This is a genomic window from Vibrio profundi (assembly GCF_005281835.1).
GTDB lineage: Bacteria > Pseudomonadota > Gammaproteobacteria > Enterobacterales > Vibrionaceae > Vibrio > Vibrio profundi.
Genome location: NZ_RZIS01000013.1, coordinates 16,806 through 30,310, shown reverse-complemented (window position 1 = coordinate 30,310; position 13,505 = coordinate 16,806). Strand labels below are relative to the sequence as shown.

The window sequence follows — 13,505 nt, the reverse complement described above, 5'->3', positions numbered from 1 at the left end:
GTATAGATCAGCAAAAGATCTGATATTGCCTTATCCAAGCAGGGGTTCCCTTTTTTGCATGAAGATTAACAGTGCATCGCAGTAAGCCTACATCAAGAGTCTACCCGTAAACGAGCGTAAAAATATTCCTTAAAGAGCAGCAGATCGTAGCAAGCCAACTACACTATTTATAGTTATGTGAATAGCTCAATAGAGAGAATGGGAAGGCGCTCAGAGCTTTGGGGGGAGTATAATGGCTAAGCAAAAAGTGCAGCATTTTTTTCATCCGGTATCAGGAACAATCAGTTATGTGGTGTCGGACATTGCGACAAAAGAAACCATCATCATAGATCCCGTGGCCGACTATAACGAGGCTACAGGGGAGATTAGTTTTCAATCTGCGCAGATTATTTTGGATTATGTGGAGCAACATGGTTTTCACGTCGCGGCGATTTTAGAAACGCATATTCATGCCGATCATTTAACTGGTTCATTCTTTTTAAGTGAAGCGCTTGGCGCACCAATCCATGTGTCTGATGCAGTTAAAGATGTCTACTCAAGTTGCAAAGACGATTTAGCGCTTAGCGAGATGTACGAGTTTGAGAATTACTTGTTGGATCATGAGCATTTAGGCTTTGGCGAATCTGATTTGGAAGTGATCAATACTCCCGGACATACGCCTTCCGATCTCACCTACAAGATTGGTGATGCGATCTTTGTCGGGGACTCTTTGTTTTTTCATGGCACAGGGAGAGCAGATTTCCCAGGTGGAAGCGCTAAACAGATGTTTCACTCATTATCCAAGCTTTATGACATGGACGATGAAACCAAAGTTTATCTGTGCCACAACTACCCCAAAACGGTCGACGAATTAGTTCATATGACCACCATCGGTGAGGAAAAACATGACAATGCATTTCTCACTGACCATACAAGTGAAAGTGAATTTGTCGCCCTACGTGAAGGAAGGGACGCGCAATTAGGCCAGCCAAAACTGATAAACCCCGCGCTGACGTATAACTTAACCTCGGTATTACCTCATTAGGCGATAGGTAAAAGCAGACTAGGCTCTAAAGTTACTTTCAATCGCTGTTTTTTACGCAATAAAAAGCTCGCATATTTGTGCGAGCTTTTAGGTTTGTGTGGGCTAGATGGTAGTTATCAGCCAGACTTAGCAGTTGTAAGTATCGGCGATGTATTTCTCGAAACGGTTGAACATGTCTTCATCAGTGTTTTGGTTCGAAGCTAGCTCGTTAGCCCCATCAACAACCACGATTGATGCATTGAGCGGAGCTACATCAGCTTGATTACGTGTCGCCAATGCTTTGATCTTTTGTTCTTCTATGTCCCAGGCTTCTTGTACCGAAAGGTTACATTCGTCAGCTAAGTACTTAGCGTTGAACCCCTCGCCAGTCAAAGCTTGGATAGTACCGTTATGGTTGACGCTATTACCTGTATGCCAGTAGTGTTTCGCCAATAAAGGCCCAATTTCTGGGTTGTCAGTTAAGTAACCGAACTTATCAGTGAAATAAGCACGAGTTTGGTACACCGCCATATGAGCAAGCAAGTAGCCTTGATATGCGCAGGCTGCTTCGTCTGAAAGTAAGTGCGGAATAGCCATTAACGGGCGCGGGCTGCATGCTAAACCAAGAATGCGTTTTTCAGTTTCGCGTGCAAGCTGAGTAATACGCTCAGGAGTCAGCTCGTCATCACTGAGTTCATATAGCGCACGTTCGAAATATGGCACAACAAGAATGCTACGTTCTTCGTAAGCTTTGAATGGTTGTTTGCTTTCAATCATCGCTTTGATGATTTCATCAGGAACAGGTTGTCCTTCGGCGTTCAAAGCGTATTGTTTGAGCCAATCTGCGTCGGTCAGCAAACTGTCACAAAACATCGACTGGGTTTCTGCATACGCCATTGAGGTAGGTGCGAACTCTTGCGAGAAACAAGGCGCGTTCATTTTTACATTAGCAAAATGCGCAGCGTGGCCACCTTCGTGAAATAGCGTATTGATTCCATCGTAACCACTACCAACTTGGTCTGGTTTCGCATTACTGGTGAAGTTTACTTTAGCTGGAACCCATTGCTCTTGGTCGTAGAAAGAAGGAATAGGGCCGTGACAGAAACCATTTGGGTACTTGCCTTTACGATCAAGTAAATCAAGTGTGAGTTCAGCACCTGAATAATCGATGTTTAATCGGCCAAAAGACTCTACCCAGCGGCGTAATGACTTTGAGAATGGAACATATGGATCCAAATCTCGCATTACATCGCCCGCAAACGAGAAAATAAAGTTGTGTCCGTCGAGGGCGCTTGAACCTTTTACCGCTGCTAGGTTGTCTAAACTCGATTGGTGGCTCTGGCGCGTGCGAGACTCAAAATCGTCGAGAATGGAAAACAGTTGCTCAGTGGTCATTTGCTCTGTTTTAACGATGGAATAATCAAAAAACGTTTTATAGCCGAGTGATTGCGCAAATTGGTTACGACGTTTTATCAGTTCGATAAAACCATTACCGAGAAGCCATTGTTCTAAATCGAGAAACGCTTGGTGAGCTGAGCGGCGCACAGCTTCATTTTCGTTGGTACGTACTGCTGAACCAAGCACTGGAAGCGAGCCTTCCACTTGGTTTCCTTGAGCGTCGGTGTACGTCATCACATGATTTTGTTTTTTCTCAAAAAGCTCAGCTTCGAATTTGATTAAATCCGCTTTAAGAGATTGAGAGTGTTCAGACTCAATGGCGTGCGCTTGGAAAGTCGCTAACCAACCCTGTAAACCTGTTACTGTTTTCTGTTTCTCATCTTCATTCTGAATAGAAGCAGCACATTCTATTTGTTCCTTAATCTCAGCAATTTGACTAGCTGCACTTAGGAAATCATTCCAAGCCGTTTGCGCTTTGGTTGAGCCGTCATGGTCATCGCTGATGCCCATATAGGTCTCCCAAAAGAAGTCTTCTTTGGTGCGATGAATAGAAAGGTAGCGTTGATTCAGATCGTTGAGGTAAGCGGTAGCAGACATCTTATTCCTTGTAAATGGTTACCGATAATCCCTTGATTATGTCATATATCCCTTTGAAGAATATGAAGTTAGATCGTTTTTATTATTAATGCTTTGTAAAATAATATTTACTCAATGTATGACGCTTTCATTAATAAAACAACTTATGGAATGACATGTTGAAAGTGTGGATATGGAATGGTATTCTTTATTTTGTAATGGTTCTCAACGTGATGGATTACGTTTTTCAGGCTTTAAATTTTATCTAACGGGCATGTATGCCCGTTTTTTTTGTTTAATCGAAACCGTGTCAAGGTTTCGCCAAAAGGGTACAATCAAGCATCCTCTTGTATTCCGATTAGCCTCCAGATGAAGTTTTCCATTCCTCTCCTTGTGTTTTCAGTTTGCTTAATTTTTACTTCGTCATTATTGGCTAAAGAACCATGGTACCTTCGCGAAGTTTTTAATGGTTCAGATCATAAACCTAAGGCTCATCAATTTTCAGGCAGTGGAGAATTGTTTGATTGTGGACTAGAGGTACAAGAGCTTTGTAGTGATGAAGTTCGGTACTATAACTTACCGGTCTACTTAGTGCTGACGGTCCGTGAAGAAGTGGTGGACGAGGTGACATTCACGATGGATTTTTCGCCTTACAATCTTTCTCAGCTTCAACTTAATCTACGTAAAGACGGCTTTTGGCTTAGTAAGATATCGTATGGTGGCAATACGTTTGATGTAAGACGAGAGATTGAAGCTCGACCGACAGAGATAGCTGAAGTTGATAAATCATTGATAGAATTCATCAACGCTAGGCCGAGTGATACAGCCGTGCATAGCCGTTGGCGATACAAGAAAGCGCTCTCGCCCCGCTTAGAGTTAGTATCAGATGGTCAAGAAATCAGACTAACACTAGTGAGAGATTAACTCATCCAAATACCTGTGCTGTGCAATGACCATGTCACCGAAACGGCGGGGTAGAGTACTGCCCATATTTGGAGAGTTCATCTGTCCATGTAAAGTCTTGAGTCAGGTCTGCAACACCGGTAATGATCCTTCCATCCACAGCGTTATAAAGTACAAAAGGGGCTTCGGAAAGGTCTCCCTCAATGTTGTAATAGTGGCAATATGAAAAATAGCGTAACCGCTGGTGGATAAAAACTTGGTAGCCAGCATCTCGCGCCGTTTCAAAGTCACTAAGAGACAGTGTTTCTCGATTTTGCCCACCACGTGAAGAATTTGCACTTCCATAAGCGACGTCTTCAAAATGGTCAGAGTTAACCATGGTTTGGAAAGTTTGATAACAAACGTTTGGGCGAGGAATATCCCTACGGTTGGTCGTCGTTGGGTAGCAGCTACCAGAAAAGTTTGAGCGCATACCATCGATTTCAAAGTCACTCAAATTTTGCCCTTGCGGTTCACTGGTATCACCACCTCTTGCCATACAGGCTGCTTGGTAGAGCTCTACGCCCGAACGAAAATGTTCAAACAGAGTTAAATTGGAAGCGCGGCGAGCATCATTTACAAATGATAGAAACCTTGGGGCCGCGACCACTCCCAATACACCGAGCAACACGATGACTGAGACGAGTTCAATCAATGTAAATCCTGAATTTCTAGCTTTATAAATTTGTGAGTGTTTCATTAACTATTAAAAATGTAGATTGTCGTGGTATGGGTGACGGTTTACTGTGAAATGAAGAGAGATGCAAGTGGTTAGTGGAACTTTTTGAAATGGCATACCATATGAGTAGTCTGAGGAGCGATTGTTGAGCAGCAGATTGTTTGTAGCCATAATCTCGGTGGTAATTTTTTTTAAAACAACCATAATGCGCACTGTCTTTAACTTTTCGGATATTTCCTTTGAGCAATACTAAATTTTCTTCAATCAACCTAAAGCCAGAGTTGGTATCAACACTGGATACTTTAGGCTATACCCAAATGACACCCATTCAGGCTCTAAGCCTGCCGACGATCTTAGAAGGCAAGGATGTCATTGGTCAGGGTAAGACAGGTTCTGGTAAAACCGCTGCTTTCGGCCTAGGTGTATTACAGAATTTAAGAGTGAAGCGTTTTAGAGTTCAGTCATTAGTATTGTGTCCAACTCGCGAACTGGCGGATCAAGTCGCAAAGGAAATTCGTACGTTAGGTCGTGGCATCCACAACATCAAAGTTCTGACTTTATGTGGCGGTATGCCTATGGGGCCACAAATCGGCTCTTTAGAGCATGGTGCGCATATCCTAGTGGGTACGCCGGGTCGTATTCTTGATCATCTTGAAAAAGGTCGTATCGATTTATCTGAGTTGAATACTCTTGTATTAGATGAAGCTGATCGCATGCTAGATATGGGCTTCCAGGATGCGCTTGATGCTGTGATCAATGAAGCACCTAAAGACCGTCAAACATTGCTATTCAGTGCAACTTTCCCGAAAAGTATTAAATCTATTGCCGATCGCATCATGAAGAACCCTGAAATGGTGAAAGTAGAATCTACACATGATCATTCAAGCATTCAGCAGTACTTCTATAAGTTAGAAGGCACTGAAGCTCGTGATGATGCGTTGGAGTTATTGCTTTTGCATCACCAACCGGAATCTGCAGTTGTATTCTGTAACACGAAGAAAGAAGTTCAAAACGTAACGGATGAACTTCATCACCGTGGCTTTAGCGTTATCGAATTACACGGTGATATGGAACAACGCGAGCGTGATCAGGCCTTAGTTCAATTCTCGAATAAGAGTGTTTCGATTTTAGTGGCGACGGATGTTGCTGCTCGTGGTCTTGATGTTGACAACCTAGACGCCGTGTTCAACTTTGAGTTGTCACGCGATCCTGAAGTACATGTTCACCGTATCGGCCGTACAGGCCGTGCTGGAAGTAAGGGTGTAGCTTGTAGCTTCTTTAGTGAGAAAGAAATGTATCGTGTCGCTCAGATTGATGAATACATGGACATGCCAATCGAACCTTCTCAATTGCCAACGAAACCAAGTGCCCAGCCATACCAGTCTAAAATGGCGACGATTCAGATCGATGGCGGTAAAAAGTCAAAAGTACGCGCTGGTGATATTCTAGGTGCATTGACTGGCCAAGGCGGTATCGACGGTAAGTCGGTAGGTAAGATTAATTTGTTTGCCATGCGCTCGTATGTAGCAGTAGAGAAATCTGTGGCGAAGAAAGCATTGAAGAAAATTGAAGCCGGTAAGATGAAAGGGCGTCAATTTAGAGCTCGCATTTTAAAATAGCGTCTCGTCTAATTGGCATTGGTTCCGATAGCGAATCAATGCCGTTTTAGTAGAAAACATCAATAAGGTAGGGGCTTAGTTATCCGGTCTTATTGAATACAATTCATTGATGTGCCTTCCTTGTTCCAAATACTCTGCCATGGCATCTTCCCTAGAAGCGGCGACTATTTGAATTCGATTAAATTCCCCATCGTCAAAGTAGCAAAATTCATATTCAATATTTTCATCTAATTGAGGAATTACTGCCATGAATATTCTCCCTATACTCTGAGAGCTTTCAGTACTCTTATAATTCGATAAGTAATCATTCAAAAAATACAGGCTTAAGTGCGTCTTGTATAAACATTGGATATTGTGAATTACTGCTAATGTACGAACAAGATCCAAACAAATTTATCTAACTTTAGGCGTAGCTTGCTTTGTAATTACTTAGCTTCTATACACTTATTAGGTTAAATATAGCCCATATGTTTAAAAGTATAGTGATAAAATTATCATAAAAAGTATCGAACCCTCATTCTATACTTTAGGCAAAGGTGCAACAGGGAGTGAGAATGACGGAATTAAAGCGAATATTCATTGTGATGTTAACGCTTTTTTTGGCAGGTTGCGGAGCTAAATTTATGTATAACAACATGGATTGGTTGGTTCTGGAGTTTGTCGATGATTATGTGACCCTGACTAATGATCAGGAATCCATTGTCGAATCTCGACTTCAATCTTTAGTAAAATGGCATCGCGAGTCTGAATTGCCTATTTATATTGAGCGCATAGAAGCACTGCGTAATATGAAAAGAGAGGAGATTGATCAATCTTTTATATTGGCGCAACGAAAAGAGATTAAGCAGCATATAAAGAAAGTCGTCTCAGAGGTTGCCCCAGATATTTATGCTTTGGCTTCGCAGGCAACCAGAAAGCAAGAGCAAGAGTTTATTGAAAACTTCACAGAAAACCAAAGTGAGTATTTGGAAAAGTATCTTGGGCTATCCGATGCCGAAACACGCGAGCTTTATCGAGATAAAATAAAATCGGGTCTTAATAAGTGGCTAGGCTCTATTACGCCCAAACAGCAAGTCATTGTGAATGAGTGGTCCCAATCCATGGAGATTACAACGCTTGGCTGGCGAGCGTACCAATCACGGATATTATCGACATTAAATCAACTGTTTGAGAAGAAATCAGACACGCATTACTTTCAACAAACCTTAATGGCATTATTGCTGGAGCCAGAAAGCTTTTATTCAGATGAGCTTGCTAATCAAATTGAAACAAATATGAATCTGTCTAGTGAGTTTATGGTGCTAATTCTAAGCACAACAACTGACAAACAATGGGCACACTTTCAAAATGAACTACTAGAGCTCCAGCAGCTTGCTGAGGGGTTAATTTAACTTAGCTTCCCCCTTATTCGTTATTAAAAGTCGTACATCACTCGATTTAAGTCTGCGACTTTGATTACGGTGGCATTGTCATAATTTTTGTTCAGTGTTACCCACAAGAATTTTTGGTGAGAAGGGATCACCAATTGAGTTCGATATTCCTCTGCGTTCTCTAATGTAGAAGATGAAATAAGTTGCGAATAGATAATGTCATCAGTGGGCGGCGATAGAAAAATAGAGACATGATTGACACTGTTTCCTTGTGGGAACGAAAGGTTAACTTTGATTTCTCTTTGTACTTCTACATTGAACGCATCCGTTGCAGAAAGGCTGTCTCCGATTAACGCCATTTGCTGCTCAGAAGTCCCTCTATTCTCTACTACCTGTTCTGAATGAGTAGGGGTAGATTCCGAAACCTCTTCGCCGCCACAGGCTGTCATGCTAAGAGCGATAGACAAATAGGTCACTTTTTCAATTGTATGATTACCCGTTAATATCATGTTGCCCCCCTTATCACTTAACCGTTTAGCAAAATGCCTAAAAGAACTTTGCTTTTAAGTTAAGTAGAGCAAGCCTCATGCCACTAGATGGTTTTGAGTTAAGTGCTTGATATTAATGGTGTTATGTGGGCGTGTTATTTGATGTATAGAGCAGGTTTTTATTCTGACAATCAGAATGAAGGTAACCGGCGGAGATTGAAAATCGGCTTGAATACCGCGTGAATGTTGATATGGATAATGTGAGTCACGCGGTTGAAGTTAGCTTTATTGACTGTATTTAGTAAGCAGTGCAGGTATTGCTGATTTACTCGTTTTAGACAACTTCTTCATAAATTGAAAGCTAGGTTTTGAAATTCCGTAGTTCGTATTCAATTCACTTAACATCAGGTTCCATAATCGAGCGGTCATTTCAGAATCGGCTAACGCTCTGTGGAATGTACCGTCGTTCTCTATATTTTTATAACGAACGAGATCGCCCAATTTATGCGTGGGAGAGTCTTGGATTAGGCGACGTGCAATCAACATAGAGCATGCAAAATCTCCAGAATAGTTTCTATCAATCGCGTCAAGCTCAGCGTCTAGAAATCGTTTATCGAAAGACGCGTTATGAGCCACAAGGTGGCTGTCACCAATGAAATCTGCAAATGAATCCATTACTTCATCACAGCTTGCAGCATTGAGTAACATACGGTTAGTGATTCCAGTGTAGCTTTCGATAAATCCGCTCACTCTGAAACCTGGGTTCATAAGCTGTTGAAAAGTGTCGACGACAGCGCCGTTTTCAAGTTTTACAGCACCAATTTCGATCGCTCTATCGCCCATGTTTGGTGATAGGCCAGTGGTTTCAAAATCGAGAACGATGACTGAATCTGCATAAGTTGATGGCACGGAATATTCCTATTAAGTACTGCGGATATTAAGGATTGATTGAAAGCTCTGTAAAACCAGTAGAGTCATCGTGCTCGCGAGTAAACTCCATGTCGTCATAACGGTGGATGATTAATTCAGCGGTATGGGAAACGATGGTGCCTTCAAGCAAATGTCCACCTAAAACACTCCCTTGCTCATCAGCAACAGCGATGTGAACATGTTGGTGCGAAGCGGTTAATGTTCCCATTAAAGAGACTATTTCAAATGGTGCTTCGATAAACTTAGTAAAATCAGCGTTTGCTAGTCGAATATTGAGCTTTTGAACACAGCCTGCACATGATGCAATAGTCCCTGCTTTGACATCATATTGGTCGACTAAACGCTGTAGCTCGACCTTTAAGTCTTGGCCTTTAGTTAAACGTATTGCTATGGGAGTAATCATTGTTCTTTTCTACGGTTAAGTGAAATTACGATGCGCTGTTACTCAAGATTGCCACAAAACTTGCAAGACTGTTGGTTATTGGAGTGAATAGCGTAACTTCATGGAAATCTTGTATTGGGTCTACTTTGAAGCATGAGGCGAAGTGATTTTGGCACTTCGCCTCATTGTAGGCGTTTTCTACTATGAGCAGAAGAAGGCAGTGTTTAGTTAGTTCGCTTCTCGTTTATGCTTTGGCACATAGTTCAAGATAGAAATTGGTACTTCTTTGCGTGGTTTAAAACCTTCAATTTCTTTACGTGTGATCAGGTGACCTAAGCGGCTTTCAATCATGCATAAGTTTTTGAAGTTGTCTTTTGATACGAAAGAGATCGCTTCACCAGCCGCCCCGGCACGGCCAGTACGGCCAATACGGTGTACGTAGTCGTCAGCAGGGTATGGTAAGTCGTAGTTCACAACACGGCTTAAATTACTGATATCAATACCACGAGCTGCAACGCCAGTCGCAACTAGGTATTTTAATTTACCCGCTTTAAAGTCTTCTAAAATATTCTCACGAATCGCTTGGCTACGGCCGCTGTGGAATGATTCTGCATGAATACCGCGTTTTTCTAACTGAGAGACAAGCTTAGCGGCGCCATGTTTTGTTTCGATAAAGATAAGAGCTTGGTCCCAGTCGTTCTCGGTAATCAGGTGACTAAGAAGTGCTGATTTTTTGTCTTTATCAACGGTAACCAACCATTGATCAATATTTGACTTAGACGCGGCATGTTTGGCTATTGATATTTCTTCAGCGTCATTGATTGCACTTTTTGCTAGGTCTCGTACTGGGTTGGATAGAGTCGCCGAAAACAGCAGGTTCTGTATATCTTGTGGAAGGCGCGCAATAATCTTATTAATGTCTTCAATGAAGCCCATATCTAACATGCGATCGGCTTCGTCGAGCACCAGTACTTCTACCTCTTCAAAGTACACAGCCTTTTGGCCATACATATCGATAAGTCGGCCAGGGGTCGCCACAAGAATATCGACGCCTTCGATAAGCGCTTGCTTCTGCTGCTTGTAATCAACGCCACCGTACATTGCCAAAGAGGTGAGATTAAGGTGCTTTGCGTATTGCTTGATGTTCGCATCGACTTGAACTGCTAGCTCGCGTGTCGGCGCTAAAATAACAGCACGGACGCGCTTTTTGCGTAGCGTTTCGCCTTTACTTAGCATCTCTAAAATAGGTAATACAAAACTTGCTGTTTTACCTGTACCTGTTTGTGCTGCTGCAATAAGGTTTTTACCAGAAAGTACAATCGGAATTGCTTTTTCTTGAATAGCGGTAGGTGACTGGTAGCCCTGTTCAGCGACAGCGTTAACAATTGGAGTGCTTAATCCAAGCTTGGAAAATGGCATAGGTATCTCAAGTAGTGATGAATAGACAATGGTTTCTTATGCGAACGATAAGAAATACCCGCGCATTCTAACATGATGTATTGAGACCGCTACTAATTGTCGGCTAACTCTGTTTTCGAGTCGCCAAACTAAATTAGTAATTCTATTATTTTACTCGTATGTTGACGGTTTAACCTGGATAATGAGGCTTTTATTAGTAAGGGCTGCGAATTATGGAAATTACCCCGAATGAGCGTGATGCGGTTTATAAGACCATCTTTGCTCGTAGAGATGTACGTGGACAGTTCCTTGCCGACAAAATCCCTGAAGATGTATTAATGCGAGTGTTGACCGCAGCTCACCATGCTCCGAGCGTTGGCTTCATGCAGCCTTGGGATTTTGTTGTGGTAAAGGAAACGGAGACCAAGGAAAAAATTAAAGCCGGCTTTGATCAAGCTCATGCTGAGTCGGCTCAAATGTTTACCGATGAACGTCAAGAACAATATAAGCGTTTAAAGCTTGAAGGGATCGTTGAATCACCAGTTGGCATTTGTGTCACGTGCGACCGGAGTCGAACAGGCCCTGTTGTATTGGGGCGTACTATCAAACAAGAGATGGATTTATACAGTACTGTTTGCGCGGTTCAGAATTTGTGGCTAGCAGCGCGAGCGGAAAACTTAGGTGTTGGCTGGGTGAGTATACTTCACGATTCAACATTAAGAGACGCTCTGAATATTCCAGACAACATCGATATTGTGGCCTACTTATGTATAGGTTTCGTTGATCACTTTAAAGACAAGCCTGAATTGGAAACCTTAGGTTGGCTTCCTCGCAGAGATGTGGCTTCAGCCGTTCATTATGGCCAATGGAACCCTGAACAACTTAAAGAAGATGCCAAATAAAAACCTCGTAAACTAACCCTTTGTTTATAAGTAAATCTATCCTAATTAAGTTATGTTACTTAAGTTGGTCGTAATGATCAGACAAAGTGTGTTAAACCATTCCTTAGGACTAGGTAAAGCGAAGGCTCTCTTTATTGAGAGCCTACATAACAGCCATTTTTTAGATTAGCCTTGGTAAGATTTTTAACCGTGCATTGGTACTAGAACTAGCGTACCTAAGATTACGGTCGCTAAACCACATAGTACCGGAACAGAAGTACGTTTAACGACTTCGAATGGGCTGATTTTACCCATGCCAGAAGTCGCAACCACAACGCCTGATACTGGTGAAATAGTACGGCCAAGGTTAGACGCTTGAAGCATAGGGATGATCAAGAACGCAGGGTTTAATCCCATTTTCGCCGCTAGAGATGGTGCAAGCTCAACAAACGCATAGAACGGCGCGTTACCCGAACCAGTCGCTATTGCAGCTGCTACCGTTAGACCGGTCAGAATAAGCATTAGAGCGATACCACCAGCGCCAGCCGCTTCTGCTAAGCCGATTAGGTTATCAATCGCGCCTATAGACATCAGACCTTGAGCAAAGACACCAGCAGCTACTAACAACATAACCACGCCTTTGAAGGCGTCCGCCATACCTGCGTAACACGCTTCTAGATCTTCAAGAGTTTTTTCGCCATTGAATCGCTGAGTAACAAAGTCTACCAGTGCACCGATAAAGATAGAGCCTACAACAATCGTGTAGATGTCGAGTGATAAACCTGGGATCGTACGGCCATTGAATAGGAACACGCCAATAATCGGTAGGAAAGGTAAGGCTGCGTAGAAAGCTGGTGCGTCAGCTTTGATTTCAGACACATCGATTTTTTCCATCGGTGTGTTTTCTTTCTTATCTAGATATTTATTCCAAAAGAATGCCGCCCCAGCCATTACGATAATCGCACAAATCGACACTGGAAGTACGGTTTGTACTGCGAATACATCTAACGCTAGGCCTGATTTTTCCGCAGCGATAACCACATCACCAGAGGTTGGTGACAGGATGATTGCAGCCGGAGAGGCACACACCGCAACTGCCGCAGGGCGAGAGATGCCCATTGCAACCATCATAGGGAATAATGTTGCCATTAAGAGTACGCCGAGGCCTGTCGCTGAGCTCACTGCAAGAGACATTAAGCATGCCACAATATAAGCCGCTACAAGCAGTACGTAAGGGGATTTAATGAATGAAAGAGGCTTGGAAAACTGTTTTACTACAACATTGTTTGCCCCTAGGTGAGTCATGTAAGACGCAAAACCGCATAACAACATGATTTGCATACCTAAGCCACCACCGCGGTACTGAAGCATGTACTTGACGAATTCCAGTGCATCGGTGATGACATTACCAGTTGAAGCTACTTTTTCCGGTAAAACTGTATGACCAATGAGGCCAGTGAGCAGTAGTAATGCAACACCAGCGGTAAGTAATACCCCCGTTGCTTTATAACCTTTGACGATAAAGTAACCGACGGCGACGGTCACAACTAACCCTATTAAGAGCTCTAACATAGACATCTCCACTTCGTTAGATTTTAAAAAATATAAGAAACTGTTTCAGGATATGTCATTGAATGTACAGAAAAGCGTTCTGTAGCACGATACAAAAATGGGGTTCTGATGATCTAAGACAACGAATTAAATTGTTGTTAAAAATACGGAAAAAGCATGTTTAATTCGTGTCTTTCAGCTGTTAAATCTGGAGGTGAATTATACGTTGGAGTTTATTGCGGTGCTGTCAGCGTGCCACTAAGGTGATTTCCTTAGTAAGATTGGTGT

Annotated in this window: 13 protein-coding genes; 5 read left to right on the top strand and 8 right to left on the bottom strand. The window is 42.5% G+C overall.

Features of this window, described 5'->3' with window-relative positions:
* The first annotated feature begins 232 nt into the window (after positions 1-232).
* Positions 233-1,024 (top strand): MBL fold metallo-hydrolase, encoded by a 792-nt coding sequence (locus ELZ11_RS21760; protein WP_137359487.1) that lies wholly within the window; start codon positions 233-235, stop codon positions 1,022-1,024.
* 126 nt (positions 1,025-1,150) lie between these two features.
* On the opposite strand, the gene ELZ11_RS21755 is transcribed toward ELZ11_RS21760, so the two are convergent.
* On the bottom strand, positions 1,151-2,998 hold the full coding sequence (locus tag ELZ11_RS21755) for a M3 family metallopeptidase (protein ID WP_137359486.1): 1,848 nt from the start codon (positions 2,996-2,998) through the stop codon (positions 1,151-1,153).
* A gap of 348 nt (positions 2,999-3,346) precedes the next feature.
* Here ELZ11_RS21755 and ELZ11_RS21750 point away from each other — a divergent pair, with 348 nt between their 5' ends.
* On the top strand, positions 3,347-3,901 hold the full coding sequence (locus ELZ11_RS21750; RefSeq protein ID WP_137359485.1) for a hypothetical protein: 555 nt from the start codon (positions 3,347-3,349) through the stop codon (positions 3,899-3,901).
* Between the two features lie 34 nt (positions 3,902-3,935).
* On the opposite strand, the gene ELZ11_RS24055 is transcribed toward ELZ11_RS21750, so the two are convergent.
* Positions 3,936-4,619, bottom strand: coding sequence for a type II secretion system protein (locus ELZ11_RS24055; RefSeq protein ID WP_137359484.1), 684 nt, complete (start codon positions 4,617-4,619; stop codon positions 3,936-3,938).
* A gap of 218 nt (positions 4,620-4,837) precedes the next feature.
* Between ELZ11_RS24055 and dbpA the strand changes: the two genes are divergently transcribed.
* Positions 4,838-6,217, top strand: a complete 1,380-nt coding sequence (gene dbpA / locus ELZ11_RS21740; RefSeq protein WP_137359483.1) for an ATP-dependent RNA helicase DbpA — start codon at positions 4,838-4,840, stop codon at positions 6,215-6,217.
* 75 nt (positions 6,218-6,292) lie between these two features.
* Here the strand turns inward: dbpA and ELZ11_RS21735 are convergent, their stop codons facing one another.
* Entirely contained in the window at positions 6,293-6,466 is a 174-nt protein-coding gene (locus ELZ11_RS21735) for an RNA helicase (protein WP_137359482.1), read from the bottom strand.
* Between the two features lie 305 nt (positions 6,467-6,771).
* Here ELZ11_RS21735 and ELZ11_RS21730 point away from each other — a divergent pair, with 305 nt between their 5' ends.
* Positions 6,772-7,608 (top strand): DUF6279 family lipoprotein, encoded by an 837-nt coding sequence (locus ELZ11_RS21730; RefSeq protein ID WP_137359481.1) that lies wholly within the window; start codon positions 6,772-6,774, stop codon positions 7,606-7,608.
* Between the two features lie 23 nt (positions 7,609-7,631).
* Here ELZ11_RS21730 and ELZ11_RS21725 read toward each other — a convergent pair whose 3' ends face one another.
* The 4 genes from ELZ11_RS21725 to ELZ11_RS21710 form a co-directional block, all read right to left on the bottom strand.
* Positions 7,632-8,096 carry a hypothetical protein gene (locus tag ELZ11_RS21725; protein ID WP_137359480.1) on the bottom strand — a complete coding sequence of 155 codons (465 nt, stop codon included), beginning with the start codon at positions 8,094-8,096 and terminating at the stop codon, positions 7,632-7,634.
* Between the two features lie 264 nt (positions 8,097-8,360).
* On the bottom strand, positions 8,361-8,984 hold the full coding sequence (locus ELZ11_RS21720) for a 3'-5' exonuclease (protein ID WP_137359479.1): 624 nt from the start codon (positions 8,982-8,984) through the stop codon (positions 8,361-8,363).
* A 28-nt stretch (positions 8,985-9,012) separates the two neighbouring features.
* Positions 9,013-9,408, bottom strand: coding sequence for a PPC domain-containing DNA-binding protein (locus tag ELZ11_RS21715; protein WP_137359478.1), 396 nt, complete (start codon positions 9,406-9,408; stop codon positions 9,013-9,015).
* A gap of 207 nt (positions 9,409-9,615) precedes the next feature.
* Positions 9,616-10,806 (bottom strand): DEAD/DEAH box helicase, encoded by a 1,191-nt coding sequence (locus tag ELZ11_RS21710; RefSeq protein WP_137359477.1) that lies wholly within the window; start codon positions 10,804-10,806, stop codon positions 9,616-9,618.
* A gap of 212 nt (positions 10,807-11,018) precedes the next feature.
* On the opposite strand from ELZ11_RS21710, the gene bluB reads away from it, so the two are divergent.
* The gene (gene bluB / locus ELZ11_RS21705; RefSeq protein WP_137359476.1) at positions 11,019-11,687 is read left to right on the top strand and encodes a 5,6-dimethylbenzimidazole synthase; all 669 of its coding nucleotides are present in this window, start codon (positions 11,019-11,021) and stop codon (positions 11,685-11,687) included.
* Positions 11,688-11,870: 183 nt separating this feature from the next.
* Here bluB and dcuC read toward each other — a convergent pair whose 3' ends face one another.
* Complete coding sequence (dcuC, locus tag ELZ11_RS21700) at positions 11,871-13,238, bottom strand: anaerobic C4-dicarboxylate transporter DcuC (RefSeq protein ID WP_137359475.1); 1,368 nt, start codon at positions 13,236-13,238, stop codon at positions 11,871-11,873.
* Between the last annotated feature and the right edge of the window lie 267 nt (positions 13,239-13,505).